Here is a 20,347-nt window from a genome sequence, read left to right as displayed (position 1 = left end):
ATGGCTATCCCATCTATTTCAGTATATAAAATGCCAATTGAATCAGAACTACCAAAAAATAAAGTGAATTGGACACCAGATCCGAAACGTGCAGTACTTTTAATTCATGACATGCAAGAATATTTTCTTGATGCATATAGCGATAAAGAATCACCAAAAGTAGCACTTATTTCAAATATTAAAATGATAAGAGAAAAATGTAAGGAACTTGGTATACCAGTTGTTTATACAGCACAACCTGGTGGGCAAACGTTAGAACAACGAGGTTTATTACAAGACTTTTGGGGTGACGGTATTCCTGCTGGACCAGATAAAAAGAAAATTGTTGATGAACTTACTCCTGATGAAGATGATATATTCCTAACAAAATGGAGATATAGTGCATTTAAAAAGACAAATCTATTAGAAATTTTAAATGAACAAGGAAGAGATCAACTCATTATTTGCGGTATTTATGCGCATATTGGCTGTCTTTTAACAGCTTGTGAAGCATTTATGGATGGTATAGAGCCGTTCTTTGTAGCAGATGCAGTTGCTGATTTTTCACTAGAGCATCATAAACAAGCATTGGAGTATGCATCTAATAGATGTGCAGTAACGACATCAACAGACCTACTGTTAAAAGATTTACAAAGTGTAAAAGGTGATGAGAGTGAAGGAATCACTATACAGGAAGTGCATGAACTAGTTGCACAACTACTTCGTGAGCCAGTAGTGAGTATTGATATTGATGAGGACTTATTAAATAGAGGGCTTGATTCGGTCAGAATTATGAGTTTAGTAGAGAAATGGCGTCGTGAAGGGAAAGGAATCACTTTTGCAGATTTAGCAGAACGTCCAACTGTTGCAGGTTGGTACAGTTTACTATCTTCACAAACAGCACAGGTGCTGTAACAAATAGACTACATAATAAAGGGGTAGTAAAGAATGCCTAACAGTCAAAAGATTCGTCATTCGTTATCATCTGCGCAGTCTGGTATGTGGTTTGCGCAACAATTAGATCCGCTTAATCCGATATATAATACTGGGGAATATGTAGAAATAAACGGAAATATTCATCAAGACATTTTTGAATTAGCTGTACGTAAAGTTGTAATGGAAGCAGAGGCACTTCACGTTCGCTTCGAAGAGGATGATATTGGCCCATGGCAAGTTGTTGAAGAATCACAGTTTCATATGCATTTTATTGACGTTCGTAAAGAAGAAAACCCTGAAGAAGCTGCTAAAGTATGGATGAAAAATGATTTATCTATACCAGTCAATTTGAAAAAAGATACATTATTTACTGAAGCACTTATTCAAGTTGAAAATAATCGTTTCTTTTGGTATCAGCGCATCCATCACATTGTGATGGATGGCTATGGATTTTCACTTCTTAGCCAAAAGGTAGCGAATGAGTATACATCACTTATAAAAGAAACAAACAAGAGTGAAAAGCCATTTGGTTCTCTTGCAAAAGTCGTGCAAGAAGATATGGAGTATCGTGAGTCTAAACAATTTCAGGAAGATCGTACTTTTTGGTTAGAAAAGTTTGCAGATGAACCAGAAGTTGTAAGTTTGGCAGAACGAGCACCGAGAACATCAAATGGATTTTCAAGAGAAACAGCTTATTTATCTAGTTCTAGCACGAAAACTTTACTAGAAGATATCAATATTTCGTTAACAAGTTGGCCGGAATTCATTGTCGCTGTAGCAAGTATTTATATGCATAAATTAATAGGTGAAAATGATATTGTTTTAGGTTTACCGATGATGGGACGTCTAGGTTCTGTATCTATTCATATACCAAGTATGGTAATGAATTTAGTTCCACTTCGTATTACAGTAACTCCAAATATAACTCTTGCGGAATTATTGCAGCAAGTTTCTAAAGAAATCCGAGATGTACGTCACCATCATAAATACCGTCATGAGGAATTAAGAAGAGATTTAAAGTTACTAGGTGAAAATCAAAGGTTGTTTGGACCGTTAGTGAATGTTATGCCTTTTGATTACGGGCTTAATTTTGCTGGAAATCGTGGCATTACGCATAACTTATCAGCAGGACCTGTAGATGATTTATCGATAAATGTATATAAGCCTTTTGATCAAAATGAGCTAATGATTCATTTTGATGCGAATCCCGAAGTATATAATGGCGCAGAGCTAGCATTGCATAAAGAAAGATTTATGAATCTATTTGAATTAGTAATAAATAATTATGAGAAAAACGAGTCGATTGGAAAAATAAACATTACTCTGCCTGAAGAAAATCATAAAGTTTTATTGGAATGGAATGAAACGAAGGAAGACGATGAGTTAATCAGTCTACCTATATCATTTGAAAAACAAGTGCAAAAAAATCCCAATAAACTAGCGATTACTTGTGACGGTGTAAACCTTACGTATAAAGAGCTAAATGAACGAGCGAATGAACTAGCACATTATTTAGTAGAAGAAGGAATACGACCAAATCAGTTTGTAGCTTTAGTATTCCCTAGATCAATAGAAATGGTAGTTAGTATGCTAGCAGTCTTAAAGGCTGGTGCAGCGTATTTACCGATAGATCCAGAATACCCAGCAGAAAGAGTTAATTATATAGTAAATGATGCAAAACCAGTTTGTATCATAACACATTCATCTGTTTCATCTAAGTTAGTTATAGAAAATGATATGAAAAAAATTGTATTAGATGGCGAAGAAACGAAACTAGCGTTACATACATATTCTCGTATGAATATAGCATGTAAGAATGATGTATCACTTTTAAACCCAGCCTATACAATATATACTTCAGGCTCAACAGGAAACCCAAAAGGTGTAATTGTTCCTATGAGAGGTTTAAGTAACTTTTTAATGGCTATGCAACAAAAGTTTTCGTTAAATGAACATGATCATTTATTAGCAGTTACAACGTTTGCGTTTGATATTTCTGCTCTAGAAATTTATTTACCTCTTATTAGTGGTGCAAGTTTAACAATTGCGCAAAAAGAAGACATACAAGAGCCTTCTGCATTAACGACACTTTTACAAGAAGAAAGAGTGACCATTATGCAGGCTACACCTACGCTTTGGCAGGCGTTAGTAACTGATTATCCAGAAAAGCTACAAGGGCTAAACATACTAGTTGGTGGTGAAGCTCTTCCAGCGCATTTAGCAAATAAATTAAAAGAATTAGGTTGCTCAATAACTAATTTATATGGACCAACTGAAACGACGATTTGGTCTACTTTCATGAACATTGATGAAGGTGAAAAGGGTATACCTCCTATTGGAAAGCCAATTTGCAATACAGAAGTGTATGTATTGGATGCAGGGTTACAACCAGTTCCACCTGGAGTTATTGGGGAATTATATATTGCAGGGGAAGGACTTGCAAGCGGATATTTAGGAAAACCTGAGTTAACAGCTGAACGGTTTGTTGCAAATCCTTATGGAGAATCAGGGAAGCGCATGTACCGTACAGGAGATCTTGTGAAATGGCGTAGTGATGGTGCGTTAGAGTACATTAGTCGCGCAGATCATCAAATAAAAATTCGTGGATTCCGAATTGAATTAGCTGAAATTGAAACGGTATTACAACGACATGAAAATATTCAACAAGCGGTAGTAATGGTACGAGAAGATCGTCCAAATGATAAACGCATCATTGCGTATATCGTTGCAGAAGAAAAGGAACCGATTAACCTTTCAGAAATTCGTTCTTATGTTTCAGAAAGTTTAGCGAATTATATGATACCATCGGCATTTGTTGTGCTAGAAGAATTACCATTAACGCCAAATGGTAAGGTTGACAGAAAGAAATTACCTGCTCCTGATTTTAATGGAATGAACAATGAGAGAGTTGCTAGAAATCCGAAAGAAGAAATATTATGTGATTTATTTGCAGAAGTACTTGGTGTTTCTCGAATTAGCATTGATGATAATTTCTTTGAAATGGGTGGACATTCACTTCTCGCATCTCGTTTAATGGCAAGAATTCGTGAAACGTTAAGTGTGGAATTAGGAATCGGGAAACTATTTGAATCACCAACTGTTGCCGAACTGGCGAAACAATTAAACCATGCAAATAGTGCAAGACCAGCTATTCAGAAAGCAAGTAGGCCAAATGAAGTTCCACTTTCATTTGCACAGCGCAGGTTATGGTTCTTAAATTGTTTAGAAGGTCCAAGTCCTACTTATAATATTCCGCTAGTCATTCGTATGAATGGAATATTGAATCGGGAAGCATTACAAGGTGCTTTTTATGATGTAGTTGAAAAACATGAAACACTTAGAACAATTTTCCCTAACGTATTAGGTAGTTCCTATCAGAAAATTTTAGATATGGAAAACTTAAATCTAGAAATGGTTATAACTAATACATGTAAAGATGAATTAGAAAGTGTACTTTCAGAGGCGGTAAGATATAGCTTTAACCTCGATTTTGAGCCGGCAGTTCGTTTGCAACTTTTTACAGTAAGTGAAAACGAACATGTATTATTAATTCTATTACATCATATTGTAGGTGATGGCTGGTCATTACAGCCTTTAACGAGAGATTTTACAGCGGCGTATAAAGCACGATGTCAAGGTGACAGAGTTCAGCTGGAAACACTTCCAGTTCAATACGCAGATTATGCACTTTGGCAACAGCGATTGCTAGGTGATGAAACGACACCAGAGAGTCTTATTTCAACACAATTAGATTTTTGGAAAGAAGAACTTAAAGGTTTACCAGACCAAATGGAGTTACCTACAGATTTCCAGCGTCCAATTGAGACGAGTTACCGCGGGGAAACAATTCATTTTCATATAGATGAAGGTATGCATAGTAGGTTAGTAGAGCTTGCACGTAAAAATGGAGTTAGTTTGTTTATGGTATTGCAAGCAGGGCTAAGTGCACTATTTACAAGATTAGGTGCAGGCACTGATATACCAATTGGAAGTCCGATTGCTGGAAGAAATGATGATGTACTTTCAGATATAGTTGGTTTATTTGTAAATACATTAGTGTTACGTACAAATACTTCAGGAGATCCAAGTTTTAAAGAATTATTAAATAGAGTGAAGCAGGTAAATCTTGCAGCTTATGAAAATCAAGATGTTCCATTTGAAAGGCTTGTTGAAGTGTTAAATCCAGTACGTACTCGAAACAGCCACCCGTTGTTTCAAGTTATGTTAGCTTTCCAAAATACACCAGAAGCAACGTTTCATGTACCAGATTTAGAAGCGAGTCTTGAAATTCAAAGCGTCGGTTCTGCAAAATTTGATTTAACATTTGAAATTAGTGAGAGTAACGGGGTTGATGGTACTCCGAACGGTTTACATGGATTACTAGAGTTTAGTACCGATTTATATAAACGTGAAACGGTTCAAAAACTAATAGAACAATTTATTTTGTTATTAGATGATGCAGTGACAAATCCGGATCAATCCATTGGCAGATTAGAAATATTAACTTTAGCAGAGAAAAATACAGTGTTAGAAAAGTGGAATGGTGGTTTTCAAATTGCACCAGAAATGACATTGCCACAATTATTTGAAAAGCAGGCTCATATAAATCCAAATTCTATAGCTGTTGTCTTTGAAGATAAGAAATTAACTTATGAAGAGTTAAATAGAAAAGCAAATAAAATAGCTCGATTCCTAATAGCAAAAGGGGTTGGTCCTGATCAACTCGTTGCTTTAGCGATGCCAAGATCATTAAACATGGTTGTAAGCTTATTAGCTGTTCTTAAAGCTGGTGCTGGATACCTTCCGTTAGATCCAGATTACCCGTCAGATCGTATTTCATTTATGCTCCAGGATGCGAAACCATCATGTGTTTTAACAAATTCAGAAGTGGAAATTGAATGTGATGAGACACTAAAAGTTTTAGTTGATGATGTGAAAGTAATAGCAGAAGTTGACAAATATAGTGAAGACAATATTGATGAAGTGGAACGAATTAACCCGTTATCTCCATCACATATTGCTTACGTTATTTATACGTCAGGCTCAACGGGTAGACCGAAAGGCGTTATGATACCTCATCAAAATGTAGTAAGACTTTTAGGCGCAACTGATCATTGGTTCCAGTTTGACGGAAACGATGTTTGGACGATGTTCCATTCTTATGCTTTTGACTTCTCGGTTTGGGAAATTTGGGGACCTTTATTATACGGAGGGCGTTTAGTTGTAGTGCCACATACTGTAAGTCGCTCACCGAAAGAATTTTTACAGCTTCTTGTTAAAGAAAAGGTTACGGTTTTAAACCAAACTCCATCAGCGTTCTATCAATTGATGCAAGCAGATCGTGAAAATGAAGAGATTGGCCAAAAATTATCTTTACGATATGTTGTTTTTGGAGGAGAAGCACTTGAGCTAAGTCGCTTAGAAGATTGGTATAGTCGACATCCTCATAACGCACCAAAGCTTATTAATATGTACGGTATTACGGAGACGACAGTACATGTTAGTTATATTGAATTAGATGAAACTATCGTCTCTTTACGAGCAAATAGTTTAATTGGGTGCAGTATACCTGACCTTAAAGTGTATGTGTTAGACAACTATTTACAACCAGTGCCACCTGGAGTAGTTGGAGAAATGTATGTTGCAGGTGCAGGGCTTGCGCGTGGATATTTAGGAAGAGCAGGATTAACGGCTGAACGCTTTATCGCAGATCCATTTGGAAAGCCAGGTACAAGAATGTATCGTACAGGAGACTTAGCTCGCTGGCGTAAAGATGGGACGCTAGATTATATAGGACGTGCAGATCATCAAATAAAAATTCGTGGATTCCGAATTGAATTAGGAGAAATAGAAGCAGTCATAATGAAGCACCCTAAAGTTGAGCAAGTAGCCGTTATTGTACGGGAAGATCAACCAGGGGATAAACGGTTAGTTTCTTATATCGTTTCATCAAATAATGAAGCGATTGATACGAATGAAATGCGTCAGTTTGCTAGTGGTAGTTTACCAGATTATATGGTTCCATACGCTTTTGTAGTAGTAAATGAGTTACCTTTAACTCCAAACGGTAAATTAGATAGAAAGGCATTGCCAGCTCCAGAATTTATCGCATCATCTTCTAGTCGTGGTCCAAGAACACCGCAAGAAGAAATGTTATGTGATTTGTTTACAGAAGTGCTAAGTGTACCTCAAATTGGAATTGATGACGGATTCTTTGATCTTGGTGGCCATTCACTCCTTGCAGTGCAGCTTATGAGCCGCATGAAAGAGGCGCTTGGAGTGGAACTAAACATTGGTACTTTATTTGCAGCACCGACTGTTGCAGGGTTAGCTGAAAGACTTGAGATGGGGAATGGTCGAAGTGCACTTGATGTGTTGCTTCCATTACGAGCAAGCGGGGATCAATTACCACTATTTTGTGTACATCCAGCAGGTGGATTAAGTTGGTGCTATGCAGGACTTATGAAATCTTTAGGAACAGATTATCCAATCTATGGTGTACAAGCACGTGGTATTGCTAAAAATGAAGAACTTCCAAAAAGTTTAGAGGAGATGGCGGCGGATTACTTGAAACACGTTCGTGAAGTACAGCCTCATGGACCATATCGTTTATTAGGTTGGTCGCTTGGAGGAAATGTTGTGCATGCAATGGCGGCACAACTACAAAATGAAGGGGAAGAAGTAGAATTACTCGTTATGCTTGATTCTTATCCTGGACACTTCTTACCGAATACGGAAGCGCCTACTGAAGAGGAAGCGTTAATCGCATTACTTGCTTTAGGCGGATATGACCCAGATAACATGGATGGTAAACCACTTACAATGGAAAGTGCAGTTAAAATCCTTCGTAAAGATGGAAGTGCATTAGCAAGTCTTGAAGAAGAGACTATATTGAACTTGAAAGAGACATATGTAAATTCAGTAGGATTGTTAGGGAAATATGTACCGAAAGTTTATAACGGAGATATCATATTCTTTAGATCTACTGTTATACCAGACTGGTTTGATCCTATTTCTCCAAATACGTGGCTAAATTATTTAGACGGACAAATTGTGCAGCATGATATTGATTGTAGACATAAAGATTTATGTCAGCCAGCTCCACTTACGGAAATTGGACAAGTATTAGCGAAATATTTGCAGGATAAGAAAGGGGTTAGGAGAGTATGACGAATCCATTTGAAAATGATAATTACACATATAAAGTATTAATAAATGAGGAGGGCCAGTATTCTCTCTGGCCTGCTTTTCTCGATGTACCTATTGGCTGGAGTGTCGTATATGAAGAAGCTAGTAGGCAGAGCTGCTTAGAATATGTTGAATATAACTGGAAAGATTTGAATCCAAAAAGTAATCAAGATCGTGAAAAAACATTAGCAGGAAAACGATAATGAAAGCAAAACTAAATCCAAAAGTAGTCGTAAGTATCGTGTATATAACTGCGATGTTTATGGCTGCGATGGACGCAACGATTGTGAATGTAGCACTACAAACGATAAGTAAAGAACTACAAGTACCTCCATCTGCAATGGGGACGGTTAATGTTGGGTATTTAGTTAGTTTAGCTGTTTTCCTTCCAATTTCTGGTTGGTTAGGAGATCGTTTTGGGACGAAAAGAGTATTTTTAATTGCTCTTTTCGTATTTACAATCGCTTCTGCTTTATGCGGAATGGCTAACGATATTACTTCATTGAATATTTTCCGTATCATTCAAGGTGCTGGTGGAGGGCTTTTAACACCGGTCGGAATGGCGATGTTATTTCGAACATTTTCACCAGAGGAAAGACCGAAGATTTCTCGGTTCATTGTACTTCCAATTGCTGTAGCACCAGCAATTGGTCCTATCATCGGTGGTTTCTTTGTAGATCAAATGTCTTGGCGTTGGGCATTTTATATTAATCTACCGTTAGGAATCGTTGCATTGCTCTTTGGACTTCTATTTTTAGTAGAGCATGTTGAAAAATCAGCTGGTCGCTTTGATTCTCTTGGTTTTATTTTTTCAGCGCCAGGATTTGCAATGCTAATCTATGCGCTCAGTCAAGGACCATCAAGAGGCTGGATTTCTACAGAGATTATAAGTACTGGAATAGCTGGGACTGTATTTATTACATTGTTTATTCTTGTAGAACTTAAAGTAAAGCAACCGATGTTAGATTTACGCTTATTAAAAGAACCAGTCTTTAGAAAAATGAGTCTTATTTCATTGTTTTCTTCAGCTGGTTTACTAGGAATGTTATTTGTTTTTCCGCTTATGTATCAAAATGTAATAGGAGTATCCGCACTGGAATCAGGCCTTACTACATTCCCAGAGGCGATTGGATTAATGATATCGTCACAGATTGTGCCATGGTCATATAAGAAATTAGGAGCTCGTAAGGTAATTTCTATCGGGTTAATTTGTACGGCGATTATCTTTATTTTATTAAGTTTTGTAAATCACGATACGAACGCTTGGCAAATACGGGCATTTTTGTTTGGTATAGGTATTTTCTTAGGCCAGTCAGTTGGAGCAGTTCAATTTTCTGCATTTAACAATATAACGCCGCCTTCTATGGGGAGAGCAACTACTATATTTAATGTGCAAAATCGATTAGGTTCAGCGATAGGAGTTGCTGTTTTAGCTAGTATACTAGCTGGTTTTGGAAATAACAGTGCACAACATAATACTCATTCAGATTTTTTACCATATCAAGCAGCATTAATTGGATCAGCAATATTTTTACTCGTAGCATTACTATTTTCTTTACGTATTTCTGATAAAGAGGTAATGTCAAAAAAGAAGAAAAAACCGTTACCTGTATTACAAAAAGAGAAAGAAATTGTAAATGAATAAGTTTGAAAATGGTCTTTTGAAATAAAATGATATTGGTATTTAGAAGGAGAGAGTTTACATGATAGAAAGTAAAGTTGTAGATTCTATACCGATTTTGAATGAGAATGATTGTCAAATATGGTGGGGAAGAATTTCGGATTTACAATCATGGCATTACAATTTACTAAACGATGTTGAACGAGAGAAAGCAAATTCATATCATCATTCGGCAGATCGTGCTCGTTTTATAATCGGTTGTGTAATTAGTAGATTAGTTCTAGGTAAAATACTTTCTATGTCACCAGTTCAAGTGCCAATTGATAGGCTGTGCCCAGTATGTAAGTTACAACATGGTAGACCACAATTACCAGAGGGTATGCCGCAGTTATCGGTTTCACATTCGGGTGAGTGGGTTGTTGTTGCATTTACAAGGTCTGTACCTGTAGGCGTTGATGTTGAACAAATGAATCCAAATGTAGATGTAATGAAAATGGCAGAAGGCGTATTAACAGACATTGAAAAAGCGCAAGTTATGAAATTATCTAATGAACAGAAAATAGAAGGTTTTTTAACATATTGGACTAGAAAAGAAGCAGTGCTAAAAGCGACAGGTAAAGGACTAATGATTTCACCAGTGGATATTATTATATCAGCTCCAAATGAACCTCCAAACTTGTTGGTTTTTAAGGATAGACAAGAGTTAGTAGAAAATACAGTGATGAGAGATTTAAGGCCAAGTGTAGATTATATGGCTTCAATTGCAATATTCAGTAAAGAAGTTACCGAAATCACACAGTTGGACGCAGTAGCGCTTTTAAATTATAAATAAGTTTAATAAAATATTTTATAGAAGAGGTGTTCCTCATGCTAGTAGCGGAAAATAGAACAAATGAATTCACTTATAATGTACAAGCAATTAAAAATATTTTATTTTCTGGAGATACATCATCTATTCATACTTTAGAAAAGCTTTTGAATGATACAGTTCAGTTTGATGTTCTCGAACAAGAGGTACTTGATAGACAGTATATCCCGAAAGAAGCAAAGAATTTCTTTGATAAAAATGGACCATTTCTTTACCGGGTATCTCATGTTAGTTATAAAGGAAAAGTATTATCTGAAAATCTTATTTTTGCGGATACTTCATTTTTATCAAATACAATTAAGAGTGAATTAGAGAATGGAAACATTCCGGTTGAAAAACTCATAGAAAAGATGGAAACTAGAAGAAACGTATTATATGAAGGATATCAGCCTTCTGGAAATATTATCGAATTGTTTGATGGATGCTCTGTTACAGCGAATGTGTATCCAACTAGAAAATATCAAATTGTAAGTAACTGCAAATGTATATTTTATATTTGTGAAGTATATCATGCTGAGAATATAAAAGAATTACTTAAATAAACAAGAAACCAGCCTATAAAATGGCTGGTTTCTTGTTTATTTGACAGCTTCTTTTAACTCTTTACCTGCTTTAAATGCAGGAACTTTACCAGCGGCGATTTGAATTTCTTCGCCAGTTTGTGGATTACGTCCTGTACGAGCAGATCTTTCACGCACTTCAAAAGTTCCAAATCCGATTAATTGAACTTTATCGCCAGATTGTAATGCATTAGCAATTGTGTCAAATACGGATTGTACAGCTGCAGAAGCGTCCTTTTGAGAAATATCAGCTGATTGTGCTACGTTTTTAATTAATTCTGTTTTGTTCATGTTTTCACCTCATAAAAAAATTTTTGGAATGAATGTTTTAGTATAATAGATAGTAAAGATAAAGCTATCACTATGATTAGAAAGAATACTATATAATTATGTTAATTTCGTTGCAAGAGACTGAATCCCTTCTATTATTTGGGGATTAATTAAGAATCGATGCATATAAAAAGCTTTAGTATAAGGATGAGGGGGAGTATACGAATGATTTTTCGTGAAAAAAATGAGAAGGAAAGTATATTAATTCGTCAACATGATCATGGTTTTTTAGCTGGAGAGATTGCAAAGCATATAAAAGAAGATTTTTTTGAAGATGATACATATTTAAAAGAGACAATTGATGCAATATATGAGCATGATAGAGGATGGATAGAACTTGATAAAGTACCAATTTTGAATGATGCTAAAAATATCCCATATACATTTATGGATTGTCCAAGTTCATTACGCTTTGTCTTTTATACGATTGGTTTGAATGAAATTGAAGATTCCAATCCATACGGAGCATTACTTTGTAGTAAGCATTTTTTATCATTTCCATTAAATGAGGAAGATGAAGAGATGATGACATTTTATGCAGGTGAATTGGAACGACAAAAAAGAATATTGACAACGCTAACAAAAGAGCAATTTGTGATGTTCGATAAACATTATAGATTATTAAAGTTATGCGATGAACTATCTTTATATGTCTGCATGAATAAACCAGGTGTAGAAAAGAAAGATGAAATTGATTTGTTTAAAGATGGTTTTGAAGGAACAGAAATGTTTAATAGTAAAGAGGAGAAACCTATTCAAGCTGAATGGATAGATGAGGAAACAATTCGGATTACACCGTTTCCATTTCAAACGGAATTTCATACGTATGTAAAATATAAAACGATAAATAAGCATGAAATGAAAGAAAAAGGGATTGCAAAGGTTGATAGAGAATCGGAAACGAAGAAACAAATTATTCGTTTCATACAATAGGGAGGTAATATAAATTGAAAGATTATATATTAAAGCAGTTTGATTACCATGCTTGGGCTAATACTAGATTATTCGATCGATTAAAAGAGTTACCAAACTATGAGACAATTTTTAATGAGCAGATACAGAGTGTATTCCCATCCATTAAGGATACGTTTGTGCATATTTATATTACAGATCAAGTGTGGTTACACATATTGCATGGTAAAAGTATGAATGAAGCAATACAAGACCGAGAAGATTTACGAAAACAAATTGAAACTAAATCGTTACATGAATTAGAAAAAATGTTTGAAAACATGGCAAATCAATATAAAGACTTTTTAATTACAATACAAGATGTGAATGCTGTATTTGTTATTGAGAACCCATATGCAGAGGCATTAGAAACTTCAATTTTAGAGTTAGTACAACATGTCGTAAATCATGGTACATATCATAGAGGAAATATAACAGCGATGATCCGTCAACTTGGTCATTCGTCGACAATGATGGATTTTGTACTGTATTTACATATGGTTAAAAAGCAGGGAGAGTAATATAGTTTGTAAGAAGGAGAGGCTTTAATTATAGAAGTCTCTCCTTCTATTTTATTCCGCATTCATGGTAGATCGACTGATTAAAGTTTTCTTAAGAAGCTTTATTTTCTTGTAATTGCTTAGCGTATTGTACAGCCTTAAATGCATTGACTCTACCATTTTTCCAGTACGTACCTGTACCACTAATTTTATCAGAAGTTGACTCAATAATTTGGCGGATTTGTGTATTGCTATATCCTTGATTTGCTAAAAGAGCAGCGACTCCTGCAACATGAGGTGTTGCCATAGATGTACCACTTAATGATTGATACGTACTTCCTTTATATGTTGAATATATATTTGAACCTGGTGCTGCAACATCTACCCAGCTACCATAAGTAGAGAATGAAGATTTTCTATCTGATTGATCTGTAGAAGCAACTGCAATTACTTCGCTGTAATAAGCAGGGTAATTAGCTTTTGTATTTCCAGCATTTCCAGCAGCTGCAACTATAACAGAGCCTTTATTCCATGCATATTGAACGGCTTGTTGTAATGCAGTACCACCATTTGGAGCTCCTAAACTTAAACTAATTACTTTTGCACCCGAATCAGCAGCTTCTCGAATACCTTGCGCTACAGCATCAAGAGTACCACTTCCTTGATTATCTAATACGCGGACAGCATAAATTGAAGTTTGTGGGGCAACACCAGCAATTCCGACACTGTTATTCGTAAGTGCTCCAGTAATTCCAGCGCAATGTGTACCATGACCATTACCATCATCAGATGTATTGTCGTTATCAACATAATCATGCCCGTAAATTACTTTCGAAGCCAAATCAGGATGTGAACCTTGAACTCCTGTATCAATAATAGCTACTTTTACACCAGGATCACTTCGTTGGCTATCCCAAGCTTGTGGAGCTTGAATCTTTTGTAATCCATATTGATTTTTAAAATATGGATCGTTTGGAGTCCAAAAGGCGTGAACGTAATAATTCGGTTCTGCATATTCTACATCTGGATTATTTTTATAACTCTTTATTTTTTCTATTACAGTACCTTTTGAAAATTGTACGACTTCAAAACCTAACGTATCATCTTTAGATAAGACATTAGCTCCGACAGATTTATGAAAAGATTGCACATTACTTAAAGATGCATTTTGCTTGAACTTAACGATTAATTGGTTAGGAACGTAATCAGTAGATGATGTTTCAGCGCTTGAAGTATTTGTGTTAAAGAAGAAACCACCAATAATAAATGATAAAACAGATAGGAAAACAATGATTTTGTTTTTCAAAAGATTTTTCCTCCCTTTTCTTGGATGAGTTTTTCAGCGACACTTTAATGTCGCATTCCTTTTCAACTATATAGTTAGACCATACGATTTATGACATTTATGTGAAAAACTTTTGGAGGAATAAAAAGGAGTAAACATTGATATAAATATATTTTTAATAATAGTAATTAAGTAAAAGAGGGGATGAAAAAAGGAATGCTCATCATGTATGAGTCATTCCTTTTTTCATAGATTAACTTGCCTGTTTTTTATTATTTTCTTTCAATTTCTCTGCTTGTAAAAAGCGATTCGTTTCAGCAACAACAATACTACTTAATCCAATTAGACCAATTAAGTTTGGAATGGCCATAAGTCCATTTGCAATATCAGCAAATGTCCATACGATTCCTAGTTTTAAATTCGCACCAATAGCAATCATGACAATAAAGATTGCTTTATAATATTTAACAGCACTTTCTCCAAATAAATAAGCTACACATTTCTCACCGTAATACGACCAGCCTAAAATAGTAGAGTAGGCGAATAAAATAATTGCGATACCAAGAATCATACTACCAGCAGTACCGAATACAGATTGGAACGCAAGTGTTGTAGCTTCAACGCCAGTTTTACCAGATTTCCATGCACCTGTAGTAATTAATACTAGCCCTGTAATTGTACATACAATAAACGTATCTAGAAAAGTACCAGTCATTGAAACTAAAGCTTGCTTTGCAGGTGAATCAGTTTTTGCAGCTGCCGCGGCAATAGGTGCACTCCCTAAACCAGCTTCGTTCGCAAATACGCCGCGCGCCATTCCGATTTGAATAGCTGATGCAACTGTTGCACCAATAAAACCACCAGCAGCTGCAGTACCGTTAAATGCACCAGAAAAAATAAGTGAAAATGCTTCTGGAATTTGATCGTAGTGATAGAAAATAATAATAAGGCCAGCAATGATATAAAAGAAAGCTTTAATAGGAACTACATATCCTGTTACTTTCCCGATTTTTTTTACACCGCCTAAAATAACGATAGCGATTAAAAATGACATTACTATACCAGTTAAAGCAGGGGGGAAAGAGAAATTAATTCGCATTGCCTCTGCAACTGAGTTTGATTGCACCATATTACCGATACCGAAAGAAGCAGTAGTACCAAATATAGCAAATAAAACAGCAAGCCATTTTTTACCTAAACCATGCTCTAAATAATACATGGGTCCACCAGAGTATTCGCCATTTTCATTACTAACACGATATTTCACTGCAAGAATTGCTTCGGCATACTTTGTTGCCATTCCAAATAAAGCGGTAATCCACATCCAAAAGATTGCACCAGGTCCACCAATCGTCACAGCAGTTGCAACACCAGCTATATTTCCCATACCAATCGTTGCCGCCATAGCTGTCATAAGTGCTTGGAAGTGGCTAATATCTCCAGAGGAAGATGTATCTTCTGATTTTTTAAAAGCTAGTTTGTGAGCGTATAATAGTTTACTAAACTGTAAACCTTTTAAACGCACTGTGAGAATGATACCAGTACCAACGAGTAACAACAACGTTGGTAATCCCCACACATAGTGATTGATTTGTTCTAATACTTTACTTACTGTCTCCATCGTTATTCTCCTTTTTTAGAAAAAATAAAAACCACTTCAAGTAAATGAAATGGTCTCTGGAGAAACAAGGAATAGAAAAATAAACCGATACAAATCGGCTTTTTCTTTCGCTTGTCTCTGTCCTTTTACCTGAGAGATTATCCGCTAAAGTAGCGGATTTGCTCCTTCGGTGCTCGTTTTCCTCCGCGCTACAAAAAAGCGAGAGGGAGTCTCTCCAGAGATTCGTCCCCATGCAGTTCTACTTGTAACCAAGACCTGAGAGTTTCAAAGTTGATTCAGCAACTTTTTGCCCCGTCGGTAGATCAATAGATCTTCTCCTGAATGGTTCATCCGAATTATAAAATTTATAAAAGCATTGATTGTAAATCAATAAAAATATTATAGACAGACAAAATGTGAATTGCAATCTTTTTTTATTTTAAAATAGTAAACAGTTTTATTTTTTTGCAAGTCCTAATTTCTCTTCAACTTCAGTTAAAGTAGATAAAGCAACGACAATATGTTGATCTGCAAGCCCTAAAGCATGTTTTGTTTTTTCAATAGTTTCACTGGTTGGAGTAGAGTTATTTACTCCGTCTCTAATCAAATTTGCTGCATTTTTCATGAAATTTGATGCGGATTTAAACTGAGTTGTGAATTCAATTAGTTGTTTTCGTATATTTATATCTGTTATGTTTTCTTCGATTTTAAGCGTGTCTATTTCGTTCATAATTGTTTCATATTGTTTGGAAACAGCATTCATTGTAACTAATAGTTTATTTCTATCTACTGAATCTCCATTCGTGTTAATCTCTTCCCAAGCAGGCAACCAATCTTTTTCGATGATGTCATTATAATGTGTAGTTAATTCATTTATTTTAGGTTGCAGGTTAGTTTTGAATGTTTTTGTATCAATTGTTTCTACAGTTGCTTTTTTAGTATTATTTTTATCTATCAATGTGTAGAACATCGTACTGGAAATGATAAAAATAGAAATTACAACTGACCATTTTTTTGAAAATAATTTCCTCAATGAGTAACGCCTCCAAAATTAAAAAATCTACTAATTAAAATATACAATAAATATGTTGTTTGAGGTAGAGAAAATAAGTTAGAAAATATTTGAATTATATCTTTTCTAAACATAAATAATCGAAATTAGTAAAATGATGAAAGTGATGTGTGAGAAAAGGGATTTTTAGTGAAATGAATAAAAGAAAATAGTTTCAAATATTGCAAGGGCTGGCTATGCTATTAATTAGCTTAATTGCACTCATATATTTAGACAAAGAATCTAAAATTGAAGATTTTCCGGTACCAATGTCAGCAATCCATATTGACGATGATAAGGAAGCAGATTATAAATATATAAGTATAATACCTATTACAAAGGCAAGGAGGGGGGAGAACTTAGGGGAAAATGGGCATACTGTTAGTTTTAAAAAAGGGGAGCGGAAGGTAACTGTATTACATTATCCGGGAGAACTAACGTATTATATATTTGAAAAATAATTGATAATAAAAGAGATAGGAAGTGAATGATATTGTAGGATTGTTTACTTTCTATCTCTTTTGATTTTTAATTCTGAATTATTTAAATTATAATTACTATGTGTATAGAATAAAATAATATTTAGTATGGAGATGAGATGATAAATTGCCAAATATAAAAAAGATAGGTCGTTTTTGTCCTACTGATGATGAAGGATATATTATAAATGATGCACATATTGAAAAAGTTCAACCTATATTTATGGAGGTAATACAAGAAATAAAAAATACTTGTTGTGAATTGTTACAGGATGATTTACACAGTGTTTATATAAGAGGCTCAATTCCAAGAGGGATTGGAATTAAAGGTATTGCTGATATAGATGTAATTATATTAGTGCGAAGGGATCCTAAATTAATAGACTTAAGTTGGCGAAGGAAACTAGAAATTCAAATTTTGCAAAAATTTAATTGTATAACAGGAGTGGAATTGAGTTTTTACAGTGAAAAAGAAGTGATAAATTCCAAGAGTTTTTCTTTTATAAGCTTCATGATACAGACACATGGAGTATGTATATTTGGTGAAGATGTAACAATGTCTTTACCTAAATATAAAGTAAGTCAGGAGTTAGCCTATGAACATCTTATTCAATTGGGGAAACAAATTGGACAAGCACGCAAAGAGTTAATACATAATAAAGGCGTGGAAGATATAGCGGATTGTTGTCGTTGGATTATGAAGATAATAATCAGGTCAGGTCTAGCATTGACAATTGAGAGAGAAGGACTTTACTCCAGAGACTTATATCCTGCCTATGAATTATTTAGTAAGCATTTTCCCGAACAAGAAAAAAATATGAGAAAGGCATTACAATATGTAATTGAACCGATAAATGATATAAATGAAATTTTATTATTTTTAAGTACGTTTGGTGAATGGCTGATAGAAAGAGCGGATGCTTTTTTGAATACTATAGATAACTAGAAGGATATAATTATGTTATGTAAACAAACAGACGATCTAAGTGTTCGTGATTTTGCAGACTATTATGGGATTCCGAAAGACGTGGCAACAGGAAGTTCAAATGGATGTTTAACAGCGTATCTTTTAAAGTATCGTTGTTTGGAACAGAAAAGATAAATATGCGTGTTGAACAAGGATACGAGATGAAATGGTCCTCTTTAATACATATAAGAGCTGAAGAAATAGAGAGTAAAAATAATGTTCGTTTAGGGGAAAAGTAGAAAGTATTGCAGATGGGAAATGGAATGTAAGATAAGGGGGAATTAGATATGCTACTAAAAACAATCTACTGTAAGGTGGAAGAAGAGAAAAAGGAATTATTTTCAAAAGCACAAGAACAATGGCGTGATATACAGCACCTAGATGGTTTTCATGGACAATTTGGTGGTTGGAATGAAGATGAGGCATGTGTATTTACTTTATGGGAAGATAGAAGTGCGTATCAATCATTTATGAATGGTGCTCACGATACAATTTATATAAATAGTAATCAAGAAGATACGTTTCTTTCATGTGAAATTGAACTATTTCAAACGTTGTATGATATAGCTGATAAGCATTTGAAAGATGTTGTTACAGAAGGTTCATTCGTAAGAGTTGCTATATGTGATTTAAAGTCAGGAAAGGAAAAGTATTTTTTACATAACCAAGAAACAATTTGGAATAAAGGAATGGAAAAAGCGAAAGGGATGCTAGGTGGAGTAGTGGCGAAGTCTTTAAAAAATGAAAACCGTTACATAGTGTTCACTTATTGGAAAGATGAAATGGCTCATCAACATTATGTGGAAGAGATGTTTCCAGGTTTATATAAATTAGCTAATATTCATGAAGACATAGAAGATATAAGAGGAAAACAAGCTGTATGTAAGGAAGAATGGCTTGTATATTAAGCGCGGAAAAAGTGCATAAATGAATGTATAATAAAGATATTTTCTTATAAATGAGTAATTAATAGAAGACGTTATATACCCTTTCATGTTAATATATTTAAGTTATAATAGCAGGCTTACCCTTTTGTATTGTACGGTAGAAGCAGTGTGAGCTAGAATTTTTTTAGAAAAGGAAGTGCCTAATTTGCGTATCAATAAATTTATTAGTGAAGCTGGAAAAGCGTCTCGACGCGGAGCAGATAAATTAATTAATGAGAGAAGAGTAATTATTAACGGTAAGGTTGCAAAAATTGGTGACCAAGTGAATCCAGGTGATGATGTACGCGTAAATGGAGAGCAACTTCGTATTGCTCGAGATCACGTATATATTGCTTTAAATAAACCAGTAGGTATTACATGTACGAGTGAAAAAGCTGTAAAAGGTAACATTATCGATTTAGTGAATCATCCTTTACGAATTAGTCACATTGGACGTCTTGATAAAGACTCAGACGGTTTAATTTTGTTAACGAATGATGGTGATATTGTTAATGAAATTTTACGTGCTGAAAACAAACATGAGAAAGAATATATCGTTTCAGTAGATAAGCCGATTACGCCTGATTTTCTAGAGCAAATGGCAGCTGGTGTGAAAATTTTAGGAACAAAAACGCTTCCGTGTGAGATCACACAGTTATCCAAATATGAGTTCAAAATTATTTTAACACAAGGATTGAATCGCCAAATTCGTCGTATGTGTGAAGCTTTAGGTTATCAAGTATACACGTTAAAACGTACGAGAATTATGAATATTGAGTTGAATAATTTACCGGTTGGACAGTGGAGAGATTTAACGAAGAAAGAGAAGCGACGTCTATTTTCGGACTTAAATTACGAACCACAAGATTGGTAAAATTGAGAAGGGGAAACCAAAAATCTATTTTTGGTTTCTTTTTTATTAAATAAAAAATATTTTTTAACACTTGCAAAAATAAAATGAATAAGATATAGTGAATAACAATAAATGGATGTACTTTTAAAAGCAAAGAAAAGGACACGAGTTATTTTACCCGGTTATACAGAGAAGGAAGGAAAGCTGAGAACTTCCTAACGCAGAAAAATAACTTACCACCTTAGAGCTGCAC

General features: G+C 34.8%; 17 protein-coding genes and 1 riboswitch. Of the genes, 13 read left to right on the top strand and 4 right to left on the bottom strand.

Going from position 1 to position 20,347, the window contains the following annotated elements:
• From DN390_RS25105 to DN390_RS25080, 6 genes are read left to right on the top strand one after another with little or no spacing between them, the layout of a single operon-like run.
• A complete protein-coding gene (locus DN390_RS25105; protein ID WP_147808777.1) occupies window positions 1-894 on the top strand; it encodes an isochorismatase family protein in 894 nt (297 codons plus the stop codon).
• Window positions 895-927: 33 nt separating this feature from the next.
• Window positions 928-8,085, top strand: a complete 7,158-nt coding sequence (locus DN390_RS25100; RefSeq protein WP_147808776.1) for an amino acid adenylation domain-containing protein — start codon at window positions 928-930, stop codon at window positions 8,083-8,085.
• A complete protein-coding gene (locus DN390_RS25095; RefSeq protein WP_147808775.1) occupies window positions 8,082-8,306 on the top strand; it encodes an MbtH family protein in 225 nt (74 codons plus the stop codon). Before DN390_RS25100 ends, DN390_RS25095 begins: the two co-directional genes overlap by 4 nt.
• A complete protein-coding gene (locus tag DN390_RS25090; protein WP_147808774.1) occupies window positions 8,306-9,748 on the top strand; it encodes an MDR family MFS transporter in 1,443 nt (480 codons plus the stop codon). Before DN390_RS25095 ends, DN390_RS25090 begins: the two co-directional genes overlap by 1 nt.
• A 58-nt stretch (window positions 9,749-9,806) precedes the next feature.
• Entirely contained in the window at window positions 9,807-10,556 is a 750-nt protein-coding gene (sfp, locus tag DN390_RS25085) for a 4'-phosphopantetheinyl transferase Sfp (protein ID WP_147808773.1), read from the top strand.
• Window positions 10,557-10,591: 35 nt separating this feature from the next.
• Window positions 10,592-11,134: a chorismate pyruvate-lyase family protein gene (locus DN390_RS25080; protein ID WP_147808772.1), complete on the top strand. Its 543-nt coding sequence runs from the start codon at window positions 10,592-10,594 to the stop codon at window positions 11,132-11,134.
• Between the two features lie 36 nt (window positions 11,135-11,170).
• Here the strand turns inward: DN390_RS25080 and DN390_RS25075 are convergent, their stop codons facing one another.
• The gene (locus DN390_RS25075; RefSeq protein WP_001043905.1) at window positions 11,171-11,443 is read right to left on the bottom strand and encodes an HU family DNA-binding protein; all 273 of its coding nucleotides are present in this window, start codon (window positions 11,441-11,443) and stop codon (window positions 11,171-11,173) included.
• 204 nt (window positions 11,444-11,647) lie between these two features.
• On the opposite strand from DN390_RS25075, the gene DN390_RS25070 reads away from it, so the two are divergent.
• Together DN390_RS25070 and DN390_RS25065 are read left to right on the top strand one after the other, a co-directional pair.
• Window positions 11,648-12,415 carry a DUF3891 family protein gene (locus DN390_RS25070; RefSeq protein ID WP_147808771.1) on the top strand — a complete coding sequence of 256 codons (768 nt, stop codon included), beginning with the start codon at window positions 11,648-11,650 and terminating at the stop codon, window positions 12,413-12,415.
• 14 nt (window positions 12,416-12,429) lie between these two features.
• The gene (locus DN390_RS25065; RefSeq protein WP_147808770.1) at window positions 12,430-12,954 is read left to right on the top strand and encodes a DinB family protein; all 525 of its coding nucleotides are present in this window, start codon (window positions 12,430-12,432) and stop codon (window positions 12,952-12,954) included.
• A 91-nt stretch (window positions 12,955-13,045) separates the two neighbouring features.
• Here the strand turns inward: DN390_RS25065 and DN390_RS25060 are convergent, their stop codons facing one another.
• From DN390_RS25060 to DN390_RS25050, 3 genes are all read right to left on the bottom strand, one after another.
• Entirely contained in the window at window positions 13,046-14,239 is a 1,194-nt protein-coding gene (locus DN390_RS25060) for a S8 family peptidase (protein ID WP_147808769.1), read from the bottom strand.
• Window positions 14,240-14,471: 232 nt separating this feature from the next.
• Complete coding sequence (locus DN390_RS25055) at window positions 14,472-15,839, bottom strand: alanine/glycine:cation symporter family protein (protein WP_098608107.1); 1,368 nt, start codon at window positions 15,837-15,839, stop codon at window positions 14,472-14,474.
• Window positions 15,840-15,946: 107 nt separating this feature from the next.
• Window positions 15,947-16,067: riboswitch (glycine riboswitch) on the bottom strand.
• A gap of 208 nt (window positions 16,068-16,275) precedes the next feature.
• On the bottom strand, window positions 16,276-16,851 hold the full coding sequence (locus DN390_RS25050; protein ID WP_147808768.1) for a hypothetical protein: 576 nt from the start codon (window positions 16,849-16,851) through the stop codon (window positions 16,276-16,278).
• Between the two features lie 215 nt (window positions 16,852-17,066).
• Between DN390_RS25050 and DN390_RS25045 the strand changes: the two genes are divergently transcribed.
• From DN390_RS25045 to rluF, 5 genes are all read left to right on the top strand, one after another.
• Complete coding sequence (locus DN390_RS25045; protein WP_147808767.1) at window positions 17,067-17,330, top strand: hypothetical protein; 264 nt, start codon at window positions 17,067-17,069, stop codon at window positions 17,328-17,330.
• A 145-nt stretch (window positions 17,331-17,475) separates the two neighbouring features.
• On the top strand, window positions 17,476-18,294 hold the full coding sequence (locus DN390_RS25040) for a nucleotidyltransferase family protein (protein WP_060630781.1): 819 nt from the start codon (window positions 17,476-17,478) through the stop codon (window positions 18,292-18,294).
• Window positions 18,295-18,306: 12 nt separating this feature from the next.
• Window positions 18,307-18,450 carry a PhzF family phenazine biosynthesis protein gene (locus DN390_RS30825; protein WP_176225734.1) on the top strand — a complete coding sequence of 48 codons (144 nt, stop codon included), beginning with the start codon at window positions 18,307-18,309 and terminating at the stop codon, window positions 18,448-18,450.
• 152 nt (window positions 18,451-18,602) lie between these two features.
• Window positions 18,603-19,223: a YdbC family protein gene (locus DN390_RS25030; RefSeq protein ID WP_147808766.1), complete on the top strand. Its 621-nt coding sequence runs from the start codon at window positions 18,603-18,605 to the stop codon at window positions 19,221-19,223.
• 184 nt (window positions 19,224-19,407) lie between these two features.
• Entirely contained in the window at window positions 19,408-20,115 is a 708-nt protein-coding gene (rluF, locus tag DN390_RS25025) for a 23S rRNA pseudouridine(2604) synthase RluF (protein WP_063223359.1), read from the top strand.
• The last annotated feature ends 232 nt before the right edge of the window (window positions 20,116-20,347 follow it).

It is taken from the genome of Bacillus sp. SH7-1, assembly GCF_008042405.1.
Taxonomy (GTDB): Bacteria; Bacillota; Bacilli; order Bacillales; family Bacillaceae_G; genus Bacillus_A; species Bacillus_A thuringiensis_N.
Note: the sequence above shows the minus strand (reverse complement) of the source record. Positions and strands in the feature narration are given on the sequence as shown.

Bases quoted from the DNA above. Each gene is read 5' to 3' on its own strand.
- DN390_RS25080 (WP_147808772.1), top strand. From the start codon at position 10,592: ATGCTAGTAGCGGAAAATAGAACAAATGAATTCACTTATAATGTACAA.
- DN390_RS25070 (WP_147808771.1), top strand. From the start codon at position 11,648: ATGATTTTTCGTGAAAAAAATGAGAAGGAAAGTATATTAATTCGTCAA.
- DN390_RS25095 (WP_147808775.1), top strand. From the start codon at position 8,082: ATGACGAATCCATTTGAAAATGATAATTACACATATAAAGTATTAATA.
- DN390_RS30825 (WP_176225734.1), top strand. From the start codon at position 18,307: ATGTTATGTAAACAAACAGACGATCTAAGTGTTCGTGATTTTGCAGAC.
- DN390_RS25055 (WP_098608107.1), bottom strand. From the start codon at position 15,839: ATGGAGACAGTAAGTAAAGTATTAGAACAAATCAATCACTATGTGTGG.
- DN390_RS25090 (WP_147808774.1), top strand. From the start codon at position 8,306: ATGAAAGCAAAACTAAATCCAAAAGTAGTCGTAAGTATCGTGTATATA.
- DN390_RS25030 (WP_147808766.1), top strand. From the start codon at position 18,603: ATGCTACTAAAAACAATCTACTGTAAGGTGGAAGAAGAGAAAAAGGAA.
- DN390_RS25100 (WP_147808776.1), top strand. From the start codon at position 928: ATGCCTAACAGTCAAAAGATTCGTCATTCGTTATCATCTGCGCAGTCT.
- sfp (WP_147808773.1), top strand. From the start codon at position 9,807: ATGATAGAAAGTAAAGTTGTAGATTCTATACCGATTTTGAATGAGAAT.
- DN390_RS25075 (WP_001043905.1), bottom strand. From the start codon at position 11,443: ATGAACAAAACAGAATTAATTAAAAACGTAGCACAATCAGCTGATATT.
- DN390_RS25105 (WP_147808777.1), top strand. From the start codon at position 1: ATGGCTATCCCATCTATTTCAGTATATAAAATGCCAATTGAATCAGAA.
- DN390_RS25045 (WP_147808767.1), top strand. From the start codon at position 17,067: ATGCTATTAATTAGCTTAATTGCACTCATATATTTAGACAAAGAATCT.